The sequence below is a fragment of the Paenibacillus sepulcri genome (genome assembly GCF_042647105.1).
Classification (GTDB): Bacteria; Bacillota; Bacilli; order Paenibacillales; family Paenibacillaceae; genus Paenibacillus_Z; species Paenibacillus_Z sepulcri.
This window is the reverse complement of record NZ_JBHRUP010000001.1, coordinates 2,643,067-2,661,921: the sequence shown is the minus strand read 5'-3', so window position 1 is coordinate 2,661,921 and position 18,855 is coordinate 2,643,067. Positions and strand designations below refer to the sequence as shown.

Below are 18,855 nucleotides of genomic sequence, written 5' to 3'. Positions count from 1 at the left end.
ATGCTTGAAATAAGGGATAGGATCATTTGCTTCACAACAAAATGCAGCTAAAAGGGGAAGTCACAGTGGTAGGCAGATTCAAACGGTTATTAATCGGACGTCCAATGAAAAGTGCGGAAATTGAAGGGGAAAGGCTGACCAAACTTAAAGCGCTTGCGGTATTGTCCTCGGATGCGCTCTCTTCAGTCGCTTACGGGACGGAGCAAATTCTGATCGTTCTGATGGCTGCGGGCTTCGCGGCGGTATGGTATTCCATCCCCATCTCGCTTGCCGTGCTGGGTCTTCTCCTGATTCTGATTTTGTCATACAGGCAAACGATCTTCGCTTATCCCGCCGGAGGCGGGGCTTATGTAGTAGCCAAGGACAATCTGGGCGTCCGCACCGGACTGCTGGCCGGAGGCTCGCTGCTTGTCGATTACATTCTTACTGTCGCCGTCAGCACATCCGCCGGGACTGATGCCATTACATCGGCTTTTCCGTCCTTGCATGATCATCGCGTACTGATTGCACTCATCATGATTTTGTTCTTGACCATTATCAGCCTGCGCGGAATTACGGAATCCGCGTCCGTGCTTGCCATGCCCGTTTATTTGTTTGTCTTCGCGATTTTCGCACTCATTATTTCGGGAATCATCAAGTATGCGCTCGGAGGCGTTGACGCGCATCCTCCGGAAATCGGCGCCGCAGTATCGAATATCAGTCTTTTCCTGCTTCTGAAGGCCTTCAGCTCCGGCTGTTCCGCGCTCACCGGCGTGGAGGCGGTGTCCAACGCCATACCGAACTTCAAGCAGCCAGCCAATCGCAATGCCGCCGCCACATTGATCATGATGGGCGCCATTCTGGGCGCTATGTTTGTGGGAATCAGCCTTCTCGCCTACTGGTACGGCATTACGCCGAATCCGAAGGAAACCGTAGTCTCCCAGATCGCCGATTCCACCTTCGGCAGAGGCGTGATTTATTATATCATCCAGGGAGTCACTGCCCTGATTCTGTTTCTGGCGGCCAATACAGCCTACTCGGCCTTCCCCCTTCTGGCGTTCATGCTGGCCAAAGATAAATATATGCCGAATGTGTTTATGGTGCGCGGCGACCGACTCGGCTTTTCCAATGGCATTATCATTCTGGGCATCTTGTCCGCTCTGCTCGTGGTGCTTTTCCATGGCGATACGGAGAGCCTCATTCCCCTGTATGCGGTAGGTGTCTTTATTCCCTTTACGTTATCCCAGCTGGGGATGATGGTGAGGTGGATTAAGCTGAAGCCAGCCAACTGGATCATAAAATTAGTCATCAATACAATTGGCATGCTCACCACTCTGGTCATTACGCTGATTTTTATCTTCACCAAGTTCGGCCATGTCTGGATGGTCTTTCTCTTCCTGCCTGTTGTGATCTGGATCTTTCTGAGCATCAACAAGCATTACCGCAATACGGCGGATCAATTGCGGATCAACATGGAAGCGGACAAACCGGTTATTAAAGGAAGCACCATCGTGGTTCCGGTAGCGGGCATAACGCGCGTTGTCATGCAGTCGCTGAGCTACGCCAAGTCGCTGACGGAGAATGTGGTCGCCGTTTATGTGGGATTTGATGATGAAGATATTGAACGGATGGAGAAAAAGTGGGAGGAATGGAATCCCGGCGTCCGTCTCATCGTGCTCCGGTCCAGCTATCGCAGCGTGATCAGGCCGCTCATGAAATTCATTGATACGGTCGAGTGGAAAAGCGCGGAAACCGATCATATTACCATTCTCATTCCCCAGTTCATAACCAAGCATTGGTGGCAGTATATTCTTCACAACCAGACAGGCTTGATGCTGCATGCTTATTTGTTCGCCCAGAAGGACGTAGTTATCACGACAGTCCCCTATCATCTGAATCGGTAAACTAACCTGCCATGCGCATTGTTTTGGAATATCGATGCAGCTGATAGAATAGCAGCTCAAGCATCAGGCGGTCTTCATCTCTTGCTTAGCAGTAGATTGGCGCTGGATATAGCGCTCCAGCTCGCCCTGAAATTCCAGCTGCAGAGCTGCTGAATTTTCCAGATCGCCGGGAGTGACCAGCGAGGCCGGCTTGTCGGCAATCGGAAGTCCGCTATGCTCGAACACCTTGGCGACAAACTGGGTGCAGAAGTAAGCATTCTCGCGCTGGAACTCCATATTCAGCATAACGCCGAACAGGCCGATCAGATTGTATTTGTAGTTTTCCTTGTTGGCTTCAATGGCTTGGATGTAGGCCTGCATCCGCTCATAAGCGGAGCGGCTGATCGTACAGCTGTAGACGGCGCAGACCGCTTTGCCGAACAGCTTGCCCTTCATATCCTCTTTGACGAATCCGCCGGATAGCGGATTAAGCGGCTGCTTGCGGCCAAAGCTGTATACATCCTTCAAGTCGGAGTCAAATGCGATGGAAGCGTGATTGCGGGGCGCCTTCGTGACGAATTTAATCATTCTTGTAAAAAGTGTTCCGGTGTCCGTCATCAGGACATAAATCGTTTTCTGATCATTCATAATCCATTTTCCCCCGTACCCTTATATGTTTCATTTCTGTTATCTTAAGAGTACGGGAGAACGCCGTATGACGAAACATGCTCGAGGTTGGTTTCTTACTGGACCTGCGGCGGGGATGTTAATATTTGGATATCCCGTTCGAGCGCTTATTGGAGGTTGAACCGGTTCAATTGTGGCAGCGGGTAAAGGGCTGCAGTTTGAGAACGGTATCCGTGTATGTTGATCATATTGATATTTTCGGCGACCGCAAAAACGAAACGCCTGCTTTCTGTGCTTTCTGATCATTTTTTTGGATGAAACCCGCCTCAGCCGCCCAATTGGCGGCCCTTTTCCGTTTTCCTAAACTTATTAATTGATCGCGTTTCATACAGCTTACATTTATTTAAGTTCAGAGGAGAAGCGCTGCCAAAAGGACGGCGAGCCGTTTCTTCTTGAAATATCAAAAGCATAAAATATGGCCGCTACTTTTCTGATATTTTTAAGGAATAAACGAACTTTGCCGCCAAAAGGACGGCGAGCCGTTTCTTCTTATCAAGCCGCCTTCTGTCCGAAGCCGCGCTTGAACAAAAGCCCTGTCGACCCTTTGGCGCAGAGCAGCGAGAAGGCCATGAACAGGAGCGCCCAAACGATTGTCGGGATAAATGTTACTCTGCCGAGGCTGGCTGCATCCCCGGCAGTTCCCCATGCCATAAAAGCGTTTGACAGAATGGTGAACGGGCTAATGATGGATTCCACCAGCACAATGAAGGCGATGAGCAAATAATAGCCATGCCGCAGCCATGCCGGGGCTATCGCGGCGATGACGAAAGTAGCGGCGGCAAAGACGGCGCACCACGCCATCCCGTAGCCATTGCGGACAAACAGCGCCAAGCCGATAACGGCAAGCCCCGCGGCAATGTTCAGACCGGTCCGCTCTTTGCGGCTGGCATACAGCCGAAATAAGAACAGGGCGAAAAGGGCGGAGCCCATATAGCCGGCAAGGGCGATTGGAATCGCCACCCACGTATCCGCATAGGAGGAGAAGGTAACGCCGCCGCCATTGGAGAACAAATGAATCGATCTCACCTTGCCTGACAGCACCAGCGTGACCAAAGCGTGAGACAGCTCGTGGACCAGCGTATCCACATTGCGGAAGTAAGCGGAGAACGGAATAAAGCGTGTAAGAAATATCGTAATAAGCATGAAGATTCCCATTTGCAGCCAGGCTTTAATAATAATCCCCCTCTTTCTTTGTATTGCGAGTATAGCCGTTACTGCGCGATATTTTTATACTAACCTGTACGTTTCTATTTCGCAAAAGGATTCCAATATCAAGTAATTCCGCTCAACCACAGCGCTGGATGCGAAAGCGGCAACCGGCATTATTTTGCCTGGAGGCATAATTTGGTAGATAATAGAGGGGCATAGGCTTTGATATGAGATTCTATTCAGCAGAATGACAGGAAGGGAGCCGGGGAGCTAATGGGTGATCTGAGCAAGCAGTCGTTTTCCTTTTCATTAGGTGAGAATTTATATTTGCGCGGCGATGTGAGAGTGATCGAGGATGGTCGGAGGAAGCCCGTCATCATTGCCGTTCATGGGTTCAAGGGGTTCAAGGATTGGGGCTTCTTCCCGTATCTGTGCGAACAATTCGCAGAGAGGGGATACGCGGTCATCTCCTTCAATTTCTCCTGCAACGGGGTAGGGGAGACGGATTTCGACGAACTGGACAAGTACCCGCTGAACACTTATTCCAGAGAGCAATCCGACCTGAAAGCGCTGCTCGACTATCTGATGAACGGCAAGCTGCCCTTCTCCCAGGACTGCGATCTTTCGCGGATCAGTCTGATTGGACACAGCAGAGGCGGAGGCAACAGCATTATTTATGCCGCGCAGGATCGACGGGTCGCGGCAGTTGTTACCTGGAACGGCGTTGCCAAGGCGGATTTGTTCGATGCGGCATTTCGATCAGAGGTTATGGAGCGGGGTATAGGCTATGTAATCAATGCGAGGACGAAGCAGGAGATGCCGGTCAGTGCTGATTTTTTTCACGATCTGGATGCCAACCGGGAGCGCTTTGATATTCCTTCAGTATTGGCTGGACTCCCGATTCCCGTACTGGTGCTGCAGGGAGATCAGGATGCGGCGCGGCTGCTCACTGGTTTCAGGAAGCTTCAGACAGCCGCGCCTAATCAGCACTATGCCACCGTTGCAGGCGGGACGCATACCTTCGGAGCAGTCCATCCGTTTGCCGGAACGACAGAGGAGCTGGAGCAGGCCATAGCCATAACCGATCATTTTCTTGCCCGGCATCTGCCGGGTGTACGGTCCGAATAATCGGCAGTGCCGCCTGTAAAATAAAGCCGTGAACCTTCAACACCAGTTGAAATTCACGGCTTTTATTTGTTGTCGGTACTGCCTGCGCGCTGCCGAAGAAGGTTCATATCGGTCAACGTTTGCTCCATAGTGGATTTTATTTACGCCTGCTGCTCGAACTTGCTGATAATCGAGGTAATCACCTGAACGGACTTCACCATATTGTCCACGGAGATGTACTCATACTTGCTGTGAAAATTTTCGCCGCCGGTAAAAATATTCGGTGTGGGCAGTCCCATGTAAGACAGCTGGGAACCGTCAGTCCCGCCGCGGATCGGTTTGATAATTGGTTCGATATCAAGTCCAAGCATAGACTGGCGGGCGATTTCCACGATCTCCATGACCGGCTCGATCTTGGTTCTCATATTGTAATACTGGTCCTTCAGAGTGAGGGCGATGCTGTCTTCGCCGTATATTTCGCGAAGCTCGCTCAGAATGTTGATCAGATTTGTTTTTCTGGCTTCGAACGCGGCGGAGTCGAAGTCGCGGATAATGTAATGAAGCTTCGTCTGCTCGACGCTGCCGCTGATGGAGATCAGGTGGTAGAAGCCTTCATAGCCTTCCGTGTATTCCGGCGCTTCCTCCTTCGGAAGCCGGCTTTGAACCGCCATGGCGATTTTGGCGGAGTTGACCATTTTTCCTTTGGCCGTCCCGGGATGAACATTGGTTCCTTTGCAAATAATGGTGGCTGCGGCGGCGTTGAAGCTTTCGTATTCCAGCTCGCCCAGCGGGCCACCATCCACCGTATAGGCATATTGGGCACCGAAGGCAGCCACATCGAACCGGTGCGGGCCTCTGCCGATCTCCTCATCGGGCGTGAAGGCTACCCGGACGCGTCCATGCTTGATCTCGGGATGCCCGATCAGATAGGCCATCGCCGTCATGATTTCGGTAATGCCCGCCTTGTTGTCCGCGCCAAGCAGCGTTGTTCCATCTGTTGTAATCAGGGTGTGTCCCTTATAAGTGCTGATTTCCGGAAAATCCCTGGTGGTCAGAATGACAGGACCGGCTTCATTCAGTACAATATCGCCGCCTTGATAGGATTCAATGACCTGAGGTTTGACATTCGTTCCCGTAAAATCCGTGGCTGTGTCCACGTGAGCCAGAAACCCGATGGTCGGCACCTGTTTATCGGTATTGGCAGACAGTGTTGCCATGACATAACCGTTATCATCGATGGTGACCTCGCTCATGCCGATGCTTTTAAGCTCGGCGACCAGCTGGTTGGCTAATATGAGCTGCCCCGGCGTCGAAGGGCATGTCTCATTGGCGTCGTTCGATTGCGTGTCGACTATGGCGTAAGAGATAAAACGGTCGATTATTTCCTTTTTCACGGTTCTCAAATCCCTTCATCCATCGATATTGTTAAAGACATAACGTACATTTGCTTCCATTATATACTGCCTGGGAGCGTTTTGAAAAATTCCTTTACAAACAGAAGGATTGCATATCGCATATATCTAACATTCGATGTCATGCATAGGGGACCTGAACCGTGTCAAGAAAAATGAGCTAACAAATAAAGTGTGTTATCATGGATTGAAGATTGTTAGCTACCACTTTTATGCGACGGGGTTGAGTGTTGATTATGACCAAAAAAATCACAATGCAGGATATAGCCGATCATGTGGGCGTTTCCAAATTCGCCGTCTCGAAGGCATTGTCTGGCAAGAGCGGCATCAAGCCGGAGACAAGAGACAAAATCGTTCAGGCGGCTGCGCAGCTGGGTTACCGCTTCATCACGAAGGAAGAGCCGGCAGCGGAGGAGCAGCCCAAGGCGGCTGCATTCGGGGAGACGGACCACCGGCAGGTCATCGTGCTGGTCCCGAACGTACGGTACCAGACCAGGCATTCCTATTATTGGGGACGCATTATTGAAGGCGTCCAGCTGGAGCTGGAGGAGCGCGGCATCGGCATGATTCTGGTGACCGAGCATATACGAAGCCAGTTTGCCAATATGATCAATCCGAGGGGGGTCATGGGCATTATCGGTGTCGGTGTCGTATCGTACCAGATTCTGCTGGAAATCCGCAATCTCGGGATTCCATTCGTGCTCATCGACCACGAGGACCCTTTGATCCCGTCGGATGTGCTGTCCATGAACAATTTCGAATGGATGCGCAGAATTACGCATTATCTGGTCGGAATGGGCCACCGCAATCTGCAGTTTGTGGGCAATCTTCGTTATTCCCGAAGCTTCTACGACCGCTGGTTCGGCTACCGCTCCATGACGGAGGAGCATGGACTTGGGGTCAACCAGCATGAGGGGCTGCTGACCATCAGGGGAGATAACCGCTCCGAGATGACCGAGGCGCTGGAGACGATCCTTCAGGAGCTTTCGCGTGAATCCAGGATGCCGACTGCTTTTGCCTGCGCCAATGATTCCATCGCCATGTGCGTCATGACCATTCTGGCGCGGATGAATATCCGCGTTCCCGATGAGGTATCGGTGACCGGCTTTGACGATATCAAGGATGCGGCATTATCCAGCCCCACGCTGACCACGGTGCATGTGCATAAGCGGGGTATGGGCGTTCGCGCTGTAGAGGCGCTTCTGCGCCGGCTGGAGCATCCGAACAGTCCGAAGGAGAAGATTCTGCTGACCGGGGAACTTGTCGTGCGGCAATCGGCTGGGCCCAAGGCGGCCAAAGCCTGATAATCATTAAGACAGGGGAGATTACGTGATGCGAATAGCAGTTATCGATGACGAAGAGCTCATCCGGCTCGGCCTCGCAAAAATCATCGGACGGATCGATCCGTCCTATCAGGTGGTCGGCATCTGGAGCAGCGGACGGGAAGCGCTGGGTCATCTGGAGGAGATGGAGGCGGATCTGATCATCACCGACATCCGTATGCCGCAGATGGACGGACTGGAAATGATCGCAGAGCTGAGAAGGCGCGGCAGTACGGCGCGGATCGCCATTCTCAGCGGCTACAATGATTTCGGCTATGCCCGCGAGGCGCTGCGTCACGGCGTGGAGGATTATTTGCTGAAGCCGGTCAATCAGGATGAGCTGATCCGGCTGCTTGTCCGCGTTGCGGAAAAAGTGGAGGAGGAGCAGAGCCGTCAGCCCTTCGGCCTGGAGTCGCTGATCGAGCTGATGCTGGGAGTGGATGCTGCGCATATTGCCAAGCCCGTCTGGCAGGGAGCTTGCGATCAGCTTGACGAGCTGCCTTTGTTCCGTAATCTGTACACCGTTATGCTGGTCCATAGCGAACCGGAATGCGGTGAGGAAAGGCTCAGGGGCATTGTCGCCGATTGGAAGCGGGAGCACCGCATTCTTATCCGCGAAGGGAAGCTGGCGGCGGTCATTCTGGCTATACGACCGGGCGACCATGCGGATACGGCGAGGGAGCTTGCGCTGACCATGCTGGGCAAGCTGCCTATCGCAACGCGTGTGCGCATCGGCACAAGCGGTGTATACGCCGGCGGCGCGCAGCTGGCGCAAGCGTACGGAGAGGCATCGGCTGCCTGCCAGCATGCCTGGTATGAACCGGACGGCCATCCGGTTATGGTTTATTCAACGGATTTTGCACAGCTGCAGCATGAGAAGAAAAGCCTTCACCGCCTGCTGCTGAACGAGCTTGGCCCGGCAATTGCTGGCGGCGACTCCGATCGCGCCGAGGCGGCACTGCAGCGGTGGCTTGGAGAAGCGCAGCTGCTGCGCCTCGGATGGAGTGCCCTGGAATCGGCTGCCGTGGAGCTCGTGCGCGCAGTGGATGAAGGCTTGGAGGATCAGCCGGAGCCATTTCGCAAAGGAAGTGTTCCCAAACCGGATCAATATGGGGACTATCGTACATATGCGGCGGAGCTGTCGCGGACGGTGATGGACCGTTTGCAGCTTGTAAAGGAATCCCGTCACGCCAGCCGTGCGGTGGAACGAATCAAAATGTACCTCCATGAACAATATAAAGAAGAATTGGACCTGCAGCGGCTGGCGGAGCATGTTCATTTGACCCCGAGCTATTTGAGCAAGCTGTTCAAGGGAGAGACGGGAGAGACGATTACCGACTTTGCGATTTCTGTGCGGATTCATCATGCCAAGCGTTTGCTTCGCGAAGAGCATGGGCTGAAGACTTATGAGGTGGGAGAACGGGTCGGCTATCCCGATCCCGCTTATTTTACCAAGGTGTTCAAGCGCATGACCGGAAAGACGCCCAAGGAGTACCGCGATTCTGTTAGGTGACCGTTAGCATAATACAGGACAACAAAAAGAAACACGGTCCATTATCCGCTTCCTTGACCGGCGTTATAATGATGGTATTGATAACGGTCCATTCATCAGCAGCGCAGAAAGGGAGGGAGGCCTCTTGCAACGATTTAATTACAAAACGCAGCGTATGATTATTCTCTTCGGTTTCTTGACGATCCCCGTGCTCTTATCCTTGACCTTTTCCTATTATCCGGCCCTGTCTCTGTTTTATTACAGCTTCACGGACTGGTCGGGCCTGGGATGGGATATGAACTGGATCGGCCTTGACAACTACAAGGAGATCTTCACCAAGCCCGATGTCTTTATGTCCCTGAAGAACAATGCTTATTATTTCGTTGGCGGCCTCCTTCAGACGGCATTTTCATTGTGGTTCGCCGTTATTCTCACGAGCCGGCTGAAAGGACGGAATATTTTCCGCTCGGCCTTGTTTCTGCCTTACGTTCTTCACAGCGTCGCGACGGTGATTATGTTCAAGAATGTGTACCATCTGGACTATGGCTCGCTTAATGCGCTCCTGCGTGAAATCGGGCTCGCCTCCTGGCAGCAGAAATGGCTCGGCAATCCGCATCTGGTGAACATCTCGCTTGCCTTCATCTCGATGTGGAAGTACATGGGCCTGAACATGGTTATCTTCATTGGCGCGCTTCAATCCATCCCCGGTGATATATATGAAGCCGCTTCCATTGACGGAGCTACGGCCTGGCAGAAATTCCGCTACATCACCATGCCAAGCATCAAAAGCGTTCTGTCGCTCATGCTCATCCTGACGCTTACGGGAGCGCTGGAGGCATTCGATATTCCGTATGTCATGCTGCTGGGGGCTAACGGAACCTCAACCTTTGTCATTAAAACGGTCGACACCGCATTCAAATACCAGAACTTCGGTCTGGCCTCCGCTATGGCGGTTGTGCTGCTGGTCATTGTGCTGATCTTCATCGTCATACAGCGCAAAGTTCTGTTCCGGGAGGAGAAATAAGCGATGGATAATGAGAAACAGTCACCGCTGTTTACCACCCTGAAATATGTCACCATAGCACTCGCCCTGTTCGTCGTGTTCTTCCCGATCTATTCGGTGGTGATTGGCGCATTCAAGACGCAGGTTGAATATTATCAGTCCTCCGTCCTCTCGCTGCCAAGCAATTTTCTGAACTTCGACAATTTCAAGAAAGTGTACGACGTTGGAGATTTGGGGCTCGGCTTCCGCAATACGCTGATCATCCTGGTGAGCGCGGTGGCAGGCAATGTGCTGATCGGCACGATGGTTGCCTATGCGCTGGGCCGGTTCGATTTTGCCCTGAAAAAGCCGATTATGGGCATGTACCTGGTCGCCCAGGTCATTCCGATGGTCACAACGCAGGTTGCTACTTTTTCGGTTATTCAGCATTTGGGGCTCTACAACACGATGGGGGCTCCTATCCTGATCTACCTGGGCGCCGATGTGCTGCAAATCGTCATTTATCTGCAGTTCGTCAACAGCATTCCCAAGGATCTGGACGAGAGCGCCATGATGGAAGGGGCATCGCTGTTCCGGATTTACCGCTCCATCATATTCCCGCTGCTGCAGCCGGCGACGGCGACGTTGATTATTCTGAAAACCATCTCCATCTATAATGATTTTTACACGCCTTACCTGTATATGCCGAGCCAGAAGCTGAAGGTTGTGTCCACGGCGATATATTCCTTCGTCGGACCGAATGCGGCACAGGTTAACGTTATCTCGGCAGGCATCCTGATTATTTTCATCCCGACCGTTCTCCTGTTCCTGTTCTTGCAGCGGTATATTTTCGCAGGGGTGACGAATGGGGCGGTCAAATAAGATGGCGGCGCAAGCCGCCTTTCTTCATATCTTCATCATTTCATGTCCGGAGAGGGGTTAGACAAGCGATGAATATCGAGCAGTTCAACAAGGAAACGGTAAATGGCATGACCTGGGGCTGGACAGGCGTGCGGGGTACCTGGGAAGGATCCGATGCGGAATTCTCGATGAAAGCAATGACGGCTCTGAACGTCAATTGGGCTGCTTTGAGCCTGGGAGCGCTGCAGGCGACTGCCCAATCCACGACGATTTCTTATAAGGAAGAACCGACGGTCACGGACAGCGAGGTGCGGAGCGCTATCCGCCGTGCCAAGGAGCTGGGGCTTAAGGTTTGCCTGAAGCCTGTTGTCAACTGTGCGGACGGAACCTGGCGCGCCCATATTAATTTTTTCGATCATGAGGTTCCCGGAGAGCCAAGCTGGTCCGAGTGGTTTGCTTCCTATGAGGAATTTATCCTGCATTATGCGGTGATTGCCGAAGAGGAAGGCTGCGAGATGCTCTGCATCGGCTGCGAAATGGTGCAGACGGACAAACGCGAAGCGCAGTGGCGTGCGCTTATTGCCAAGGTCCGTGCGGTGTACAGCGGACTTATTACGTACAATTGCGACAAATATCAGGAGGGCAATGTAGCCTGGTGGGATGCGGTGGACATTATATCTTCCAGCGGCTATTACCCTATTGACGAGTGGGAGCAGCAGCTGGACAGAGTTGAGGCAAGTATAGCGGGCTATAAGAAGCCGTTCTTCTTCATGGAGGCCGGATGTCCGAGCCGTGAGGGTTCACCGCAGCGCCCCAATGACTGGTCGCTGCCTGGCGCTCCCTCGGGAGTGGAGCAGGATCGTTACTATAAGGCGATGTTCGAGGCTTGCTCCCGCCGCCCGTGGATGCAGGGATTCATGCTGTGGGACTGGCCTGCCCGGCTGTATGCGCCGCAGGATGCCCCGCAAAATGATGATTACTGCATGTACGCCAAGCCTGCTGAAACCACCGTCAGTGAGTATTATGGCAGAGGAGGCGCCGTATGACACTGACATTACCGCAGTGGAGTGATGAGCTGGAGAGGGAGGTCAAGGATAATATCCTGAGCTTCTGGAAGCGCCATTCGGTTGATGAAGAAAGAGGCGGCTTCATCGGGCGGATGGACAGCGACGGCAGCATTGACCCGGATGCCGATAAAGGGCTCGTCCTCAACGCGCGGATACTCTGGACCTTCGCGGCGGCCTACCGGATTTACGGAGCAGAGGAAGATCTGATCATGGCGAGGCGTGCGCTGGACGCTCTGGAAACGACCTTTCTGGACCATGAGCATGGCGGCTTTTATTGGATGATTACCGCGCAGGGAGCTCCCTCTCAGGATAAAAAGCAGGTATACGGGCAAGCTTTCGTGATCTATGCGCTGGCGGAATATGTCCGGGCTACGGGCGACCACAAACCGCTCAAGCTGGCTGAGCAGGTGTACCGTCTGCTGGAGAAGCATGCGTACGATCCGGTTCACCGCGGTTATGTGGAGGCGCTCGCCCGGGATTGGGGCGAGACAAGCGACATGAGCCTGAGCGGCAAGGATCTGAATGAACGCAAGTCCATGAATACCCATCTTCACGTACTTGAGGCCTATACGAATCTGTACCGGGTATGGAGGCAGGACGGGCTTCGCGGCAAGCTGCAGGAGCTCATCGAAGTTCATCTGGAGCGGATTATCGATCCTCAGAGCCATCACTTCCTGCTGTTCTTCAATGATGAATGGGAATCTAAATCCGGCGACGTATCCTACGGTCATGATATTGAAGGCAGCTGGCTGCTGTACGAAGCAGCCGAGGTGCTGGGCAATCATGAGCTTACGGCGCGGGTGAAGGTCGAAGCGCTTGAAATGGCCAAGGCGACGCTTGCCGAGGGCGTGGATGCGGATGGCGCGTTATTCAATGAGCTGCATGAAAACGGGCATTTGGATGATGCTAAGGATTGGTGGCCGCAAGCCGAAGCGATGGTTGGTTTTCTGAACGCATATCAGCTCTCCAGCGATGTGGATTATATGGAAGCGGCCAAGCGCAGCTGGGCTTTTATCAGTTCCAAGGTAAGCGACCGCAAGGGCGGGGAATGGCATTGGCGGGTATCCCGGGAGGGTGTGCCCGATCCAAGCCAATCCAAGATCAATGCCTGGAAATGTCCTTATCATAACAGCAGAGCCTGCTTCGAAGTGCTGGAGCGGCTGCAATCGCTAACAAAATTGTCTTCGTTAGCATAACTGATGACAACAAAAACAAACGCAGTTCATATTTTTTGACTCCGGCAGACGATAAAATGGTACATGTAAGCGATAACAGGACTGCTTTCCAGGATCATCGATCTGGTACAAAGCAGAAATTAAACAAAAGGGGTAAAGTGAGATATGAAAAAAATGGCGCTTGTTCTCATTACTGTTCTGTTGTCCATCTCGATGCTGGCTGCCTGCGGCAGCAATAACACCGCGAACAACGGGGGCAATACGGGCACGAACACACCGAATGACTCGACCGGCAGCACTCCCGATGAAACGGCTGGCAATGCAGGCGGAGATGCGAATCTCAGCGGCACGATCAAGGTTCTGACGCACCGTACCGATTTCATCAGTGACGGCACGATGGACAAATACGTGAAGAAATTCCAGGAGAAATATCCGGATGCCAAGGTGGAGTTTGAAGGCCTGACCAACTATGCCACCGACATTCTGACCCGTTTGACAACAGGCGAAACAGGAGATGTGCTGATGATACCAACCAGCATTGCATCCTCCGATTACAGCAAATATTTCGAGCCGCTTCCTGATACGATGTTTGACAATGTATACTTTCCGGACCAGGCCGCTTTCGAAGGCAAACGCTATGGAATTTCCAGCGGTGTGAACACAGCCGGTCTGGTATACAACAAAGCGGCCTTCAAGAAAGCCGGCATCGACAAAGCCCCAACTACGCTTGATGAACTGTATGCCGATGCGCAGAAGCTGAAAGACGCCGGAATTATTCCGCTTTACATGAACTATGGCGCACAATGGCCTATGGGCAACTGGGGAGACGGCTCGGCCTTCTACGTAGCCGGGCAAGCGGATCTGACAACCAAAATGGCTGCCGATGAAGCTCCGTTCCAAATGGATAACGCCTGGGGCACACTGCTGACCATCGCCCGTACCTTCGTGGAGAAGGGCTGGGTCGAGAATGATCTGAACACGAACAACTGGGAAATGTCCAAAGGCGAAGTAGCAGCAGGCAAAGCCGGCATGTATTTCCTGGGCAACTGGGTTATCCCGCAGCTGGTGACAGCGGGCGCAGCTCCGGAAGATATCGGATTCGTTCCGTTTCCTTATGACAACAGTGGCAAATACAACGCTCCGCTAGGCTCCGACTACATGGTGGCTGTAAGCAAAAACAGCAAAAACAAAGAATTGGCGACGGCATGGGTGGATTTCTTCGTTAAAGAATCCGGTTATGTGGCTGATTCCGGCTTCATGCCTATCGACAAATCGGAGAAAGCGGACTCGCCGCAGCTGTCCGAGTTCCAGGCGACCAATCCTACCTTTATCGAAGGTCTGCCAACGGATACCAAGTTCAGTGAAATCGCCAATAAAGCTCAAATCGGCATCGGATCAGGCAATTATATTCAGGAGCTCGTTACCGCCAAAGATCTGAAGACGGCATTGGATGGACTGAACAAAAAATGGGCGGAAGCCAAAAAAGCATTGGGCTACTAAAATTTGAAACAACGAATATCTGACCTATAAAAAATAAAGGCAGATAGTCAAGAAAAGGAACGGACGCCGATGAGGCGTCCGTTCCTTTTTGGCAGTTGCGCTTCCTTTAGTCAGCAGCTTTTTCCGCTGTCCTTGCCGGGCTTCATCGGCTTCGTTCCTTCATTCTCCGTCAGCCTCTCGCCGAACTGATCGAGCCGCGAAGGGGACGAGGCAGGTCCGTCGTTCTTCGGGTTGTTGTTTCTTCCTGTCATGACGTTCACCTCCCAGTCATAACATGAACTCCCGGCCTGATTTTCATGCACATTACGCGTATATAACCTGGATTTCAATATTCACATAATCTAAATCTTCCGTTGATACTGAGTTGATGCGTGAATGTTAACTTGGTAAGAATCAACAACGGCAGGAAAGAGGTGACGGGAATGCTCCAGGTGATCGGGTTGAAAACGGATTCCTCCAGCCAAAGTATTTCATTCAACGCGGAAGAGAGCACGCTGGTGGGGATCAAGGGAAGCAGCGGAGCCTTGCAGCTCCTGAATTGTTTGTACCGGACCGTCATTCCGGAGTCGGGTCAAATATGGTATAAATCCTCCCTGCTCGGAAGATTGGACTTGATAGAGGCCACAGTCAGTGAAATCGTGAAATTACGCGTACATGAGATGGGATTATTGAATCCCTTGACGGCAATGATTCCCAAATACAGCCTATCCGTGACCGACATAATAGCTGAGCGCTTACTGCAGCAAGGATGTTCTGTCCGGCAGGCAAGAACCGACTCGCAGAACTTGCTGGAGCGGCTTCGAGTCGATGAGAAGCTATGGTACACTTCGCCTGCGGTATGCAGCAGTGAGCAGCGGCAGTGCATCGATTGGGCAAGAGCATTAGTTGCCCGTCCCCGGCTTTTTATCCTGAATGAGTCTGCCGCCGATCTGTTGGATGGAATAACAAAGCAGGAGATTTTGTCCGTTTTGAAGGAAATGGCATTGAATGGGACGACTGTAATCGGGATATTCGAGGAGCATGGCTTATGGGAGAGAGAAGCCGACCAACTGCTTGACATCAGCTGCGGGCCGGCATTGTCAGCTAAGAGGGACAAGCTCGCATACACGTTCTAGCCCCCCGCGCACCGTGAATGATCTTCGTGTTTAAACTGTTTGAGCTGATCCGGATTCCGGAGGCTGACCGATTCTGATGATGTCGACCGTGCCCTCGTATCCGTGAGGAAGATGAACGGCAGCCTCTACATCATACGGCAGCCACACCTGTAACTTCATATAACCCCCCGCATCCAGTGACCAGCTCACATCAATCCGGCCCCGTTCCGGCAGCGGTACGCTGCCTCTGGCCCAGGAAAGTCCGCAGGGCTGCGGTTCAATGATGACAGCACTCCATCCCGGAGCTGCTTCCTTCACGCCGAGCACCCCGATGCCAAGAAAATATGCGGGAGCTGCCGACCAGGCGTGGCAGTGACTGCGTGTCAGCTCCGTCGGGATCGCCCGCCCGTCCTTCTGCTTGGGATACATCTCCCAACAGGTCGTTGCCCCGTATTCGATCATCTGGCCGTATTGTTGTCTCATATCCTCCAGCATAGGGGAGAACTGTCCCATTCCGGCCAGCGCTTCATAATAGAAAAAAGACATGAACGGACTGCCGATCTGCACAAAATGAGGCGGAGGCGACAGGAGATAGCTCTTGAGCTGTGATTTTCGGTCATGATCTGCGATGTCGCACAGATAGGCAACAACCTGAGTCTGCATGCTTATAATGTCCGACTTCCGGCCATCGGCATGAATGCAATCCATATACGCCCGGTGTTCCTCCGACCACAAATAGGAATTGATGGCTTCGGATAGCGCCTTCGCTTCTGCTCTGTAAGATAAAGCTTCTTGGAAGGCTCCCGCCAACTCTGCCAATTCCGCCGCATTCCGAAGCGCTTTGACAAGAAACATGTTCTGATGCGTAACCGCACCCTCCCGGGGCTGATCTATGGGTGCCCAATCCAGAAGATTCCAGCCATCCATATAGAGCAGTCCGCGTTCATCGATAAGATCCAGATAACGGTCCAGTGTGAATGCGACGTGCGGCCATACCGACTCAGCGAAAGCCTTGTCTCCCGTGCGGGCATAATATTCCCGGCAAGCGATGACCCAAAAGAAGGTCCAGTTCGGAATAACACTGTTCCAGCCGCTTGGAACCTGGTCTGCGTACAGCGGGGTTTGCCCTTTCGAACCGGGTACAAGCTCAAGGGAACGTTTGACCATCTCCTCGCTGCCGAACAAATAGTAGGCGATCAACGCTTCGTTGCGGGCATCCCCTACCCAAAACACCTGTTCATAAGCGGGACAATCCACGAAGGTATCCTCCATGCACAGTCTTGTGGTCGTCTGGCTGATCCGCCAAATATCGTTGATAAGAGAATCGGAGCACTGGAATTGTCCGATCTCGGCAACGGGGTAATGGCTCTGCTGCAGCTGTACGCCGTACAGCTTGACCGGCTTGATAGCCCCGCGGACGGTTACGGCCAAATAGCGGAATCCGCGCCTTACATACGAGGTGAACCGCTGTCTTCCCTGACGGCAAATATACCGCAGTGAATTGTCGAGATAGTTCATATGCTGGATCCAGCCGTCCCGCATATGCTCGAAGCCGTAGAAATCGATAACAGTGCCTGCATCCGCATCAAGCTCGAATGAAATATAGCCTACGGCCTGAGTGCCGAAGTCCACAATAATCTCGGTATCCGCATGCTCATAGATCGGGACAACGCCAGGTACGGAATTGGCTGCAACCACCTGCTGCAAAGCAGCGGGGACCGGTTCAGGGAAGGAGCCCTTCTTCCATACCGATAACGCGAGTATGGATTCCTTGCTGACCAACCGATCGGGCACAGGCCGTATCCAAGTCTTCCACTGAGCCAGCTGTTCCGCTGAAGCTGCGGCCCCTGATTCCCGGAACGCGGATACTTTGCGGGCCGCTTGCTCATCCAGGGCAGCGCTAACCTGCTCATTTGAGCTTCCGCAGGCATCGATTGTCCGCTGCCTGCTCCGATCCTCCTGGCTGTATCGATGGTCGATATATTCATAGCATTCGAAAGGACCAATGGTTATAAAAGGGGAATTATCCGCGAGAGAAGATGTCCCTGAACCTGAATCGTTATCGATCAGGGCGCTAATATCGAAATCCGTTGCACTCTCCACAATAGGCGAATGCAGCTCGAATGCGCTATCGCAATCGATTCCCATGAATAAACCGCGGCCGTGATCCTTGCCGGCCAGCTCGATGAGCAGCAGATTATCGCCTTCGCGTAATTTGATTCCCAGATACTTTTCCGACTTGAACGCGATAAACTCCTGCTTGGCGTACCGTTCTCCGTTGATGATCAAGCCGTTGAAGTGGGGAGGAGCATAAGGGAACCCTACGGTTGCTTTACCCGCAGCCTCGACCCGTATGACCGTGGCAGCATACCCGGCATACATATATTCATTGGCATTGTCTTCGCAGCCGGGTATCATCTGGCTGCGCAGATCAATATTGGTTGTCCAGGATACCGGAACAACCCGATTCATTGCCTCCACCTTGACCGGATATACCGTTTCCTCGGTGAGCGGCAGAATATCCCGTGGCTTCAGGTTCTCCCATGGTTCTATCCCGGCCTTACCAATAACAGCCGCATACGGCCATTCCGAATCTTCATAATCGGACAGGAGCCATTCATCGTCCCAAGCCCCCGCATCGATCCGTTCTGTGAAGGCATGCTGGCAGGACATCCTGGAAGCTCTGCTGTCTTGCCCCAGGCAGCGGGCGGTCCTCCACGAGCCGTCGGATACAATGCGCTCGGAAGCTCCATCTCCGCTCGCGGACAGGTCCAATTGGACAAGCAGGCCTCCTCTTCCGCGGATATAGTAGAAGGTGGATACGCCAAAATGCTGTACCAGGACGGATAAGGTGTTAAACTGATCCGGCTTCAGCAGGTGGGCGATGTCATAGGTATCGTATGACTGCTCGGAGGGCCAGCTTCGCATCGGCCCCCGGCCGACCTTCACGCCGTTCACATACAGCACGTAACGGGAATCTGCCGTTATCGCTAAATTCCCTGAATCCCATGCATCCGGCGGGGTATAAAATGTTTTACGGAAACAGCGCCATTCATTGCGGGGACTGACTTCCGTTCCTCCCCAAATCCACTGGGCATCTCCTGCGAACCAATCATTCATGCAGCCTTCTCTCCTTCTTTTATGC

General features: G+C 52.9%; 16 protein-coding genes. 11 read left to right on the top strand and 5 right to left on the bottom strand.

All coding sequences use genetic code 11. The features are described from left to right. Window positions 1-65 precede the first annotated feature (65 nt). The gene (locus ACFOLF_RS11900) at window positions 66-1,883 is read left to right on the top strand and encodes an APC family permease (protein WP_379114277.1); all 1,818 of its coding nucleotides are present in this window, start codon (window positions 66-68) and stop codon (window positions 1,881-1,883) included. 63 nt (window positions 1,884-1,946) lie between these two features. Here ACFOLF_RS11900 and ACFOLF_RS11895 read toward each other — a convergent pair whose 3' ends face one another. After that, complete coding sequence (locus ACFOLF_RS11895; protein ID WP_210046082.1) at window positions 1,947-2,510, bottom strand: hypothetical protein; 564 nt, start codon at window positions 2,508-2,510, stop codon at window positions 1,947-1,949. Between the two features lie 125 nt (window positions 2,511-2,635). Here ACFOLF_RS11895 and ACFOLF_RS11890 point away from each other — a divergent pair, with 125 nt between their 5' ends. Beyond that, the gene (locus ACFOLF_RS11890; RefSeq protein WP_210046083.1) at window positions 2,636-2,791 is read left to right on the top strand and encodes a hypothetical protein; all 156 of its coding nucleotides are present in this window, start codon (window positions 2,636-2,638) and stop codon (window positions 2,789-2,791) included. A gap of 250 nt (window positions 2,792-3,041) precedes the next feature. Here ACFOLF_RS11890 and ACFOLF_RS11885 read toward each other — a convergent pair whose 3' ends face one another. Beyond that, window positions 3,042-3,692 carry a M50 family metallopeptidase gene (locus ACFOLF_RS11885; protein WP_379114274.1) on the bottom strand — a complete coding sequence of 217 codons (651 nt, stop codon included), beginning with the start codon at window positions 3,690-3,692 and terminating at the stop codon, window positions 3,042-3,044. 279 nt (window positions 3,693-3,971) lie between these two features. On the opposite strand from ACFOLF_RS11885, the gene ACFOLF_RS11880 reads away from it, so the two are divergent. After that, the gene (locus ACFOLF_RS11880; RefSeq protein WP_210046085.1) at window positions 3,972-4,826 is read left to right on the top strand and encodes an alpha/beta hydrolase family protein; all 855 of its coding nucleotides are present in this window, start codon (window positions 3,972-3,974) and stop codon (window positions 4,824-4,826) included. Between the two features lie 140 nt (window positions 4,827-4,966). Here the strand turns inward: ACFOLF_RS11880 and pepT are convergent, their stop codons facing one another. Beyond that, a complete protein-coding gene (gene pepT / locus ACFOLF_RS11875; RefSeq protein ID WP_210046137.1) occupies window positions 4,967-6,199 on the bottom strand; it encodes a peptidase T in 1,233 nt (410 codons plus the stop codon). 254 nt (window positions 6,200-6,453) lie between these two features. On the opposite strand from pepT, the gene ACFOLF_RS11870 reads away from it, so the two are divergent. The 7 genes from ACFOLF_RS11870 to ACFOLF_RS11840 all read left to right on the top strand — a co-directional run bounded on the left by ACFOLF_RS11870 (window position 6,454) and on the right by ACFOLF_RS11840 (window position 14,616). Beyond that, the gene (locus ACFOLF_RS11870; protein WP_210046086.1) at window positions 6,454-7,521 is read left to right on the top strand and encodes a LacI family DNA-binding transcriptional regulator; all 1,068 of its coding nucleotides are present in this window, start codon (window positions 6,454-6,456) and stop codon (window positions 7,519-7,521) included. A gap of 28 nt (window positions 7,522-7,549) precedes the next feature. Further along, a complete protein-coding gene (locus tag ACFOLF_RS11865; RefSeq protein ID WP_210046087.1) occupies window positions 7,550-9,052 on the top strand; it encodes a response regulator in 1,503 nt (500 codons plus the stop codon). A gap of 124 nt (window positions 9,053-9,176) precedes the next feature. Further along, window positions 9,177-10,055 carry a carbohydrate ABC transporter permease gene (locus ACFOLF_RS11860; protein WP_210046088.1) on the top strand — a complete coding sequence of 293 codons (879 nt, stop codon included), beginning with the start codon at window positions 9,177-9,179 and terminating at the stop codon, window positions 10,053-10,055. A 3-nt stretch (window positions 10,056-10,058) separates the two neighbouring features. Next, on the top strand, window positions 10,059-10,895 hold the full coding sequence (locus ACFOLF_RS11855) for a carbohydrate ABC transporter permease (protein WP_210046089.1): 837 nt from the start codon (window positions 10,059-10,061) through the stop codon (window positions 10,893-10,895). A 68-nt stretch (window positions 10,896-10,963) separates the two neighbouring features. Then, the gene (locus tag ACFOLF_RS11850; RefSeq protein ID WP_210046090.1) at window positions 10,964-11,920 is read left to right on the top strand and encodes a glycoside hydrolase family 113; all 957 of its coding nucleotides are present in this window, start codon (window positions 10,964-10,966) and stop codon (window positions 11,918-11,920) included. Next, window positions 11,917-13,137: an AGE family epimerase/isomerase gene (locus ACFOLF_RS11845; protein WP_210046091.1), complete on the top strand. Its 1,221-nt coding sequence runs from the start codon at window positions 11,917-11,919 to the stop codon at window positions 13,135-13,137. The genes ACFOLF_RS11850 and ACFOLF_RS11845 overlap by 4 nt, the downstream gene beginning before the upstream one ends. A gap of 144 nt (window positions 13,138-13,281) precedes the next feature. Beyond that, window positions 13,282-14,616, top strand: coding sequence for an ABC transporter substrate-binding protein (locus tag ACFOLF_RS11840; protein ID WP_210046092.1), 1,335 nt, complete (start codon window positions 13,282-13,284; stop codon window positions 14,614-14,616). A 110-nt stretch (window positions 14,617-14,726) separates the two neighbouring features. Here ACFOLF_RS11840 and ACFOLF_RS11835 read toward each other — a convergent pair whose 3' ends face one another. Beyond that, window positions 14,727-14,867: a hypothetical protein gene (locus ACFOLF_RS11835; protein WP_210046093.1), complete on the bottom strand. Its 141-nt coding sequence runs from the start codon at window positions 14,865-14,867 to the stop codon at window positions 14,727-14,729. A 120-nt stretch (window positions 14,868-14,987) separates the two neighbouring features. On the opposite strand from ACFOLF_RS11835, the gene ACFOLF_RS11830 reads away from it, so the two are divergent. Continuing rightward, entirely contained in the window at window positions 14,988-15,731 is a 744-nt protein-coding gene (locus ACFOLF_RS11830; protein ID WP_210046094.1) for an ATP-binding cassette domain-containing protein, read from the top strand. 30 nt (window positions 15,732-15,761) lie between these two features. Here the strand turns inward: ACFOLF_RS11830 and ACFOLF_RS11825 are convergent, their stop codons facing one another. Beyond that, complete coding sequence (locus ACFOLF_RS11825) at window positions 15,762-18,830, bottom strand: family 78 glycoside hydrolase catalytic domain (protein ID WP_210046095.1); 3,069 nt, start codon at window positions 18,828-18,830, stop codon at window positions 15,762-15,764. Window positions 18,831-18,855 lie beyond the last annotated feature (25 nt).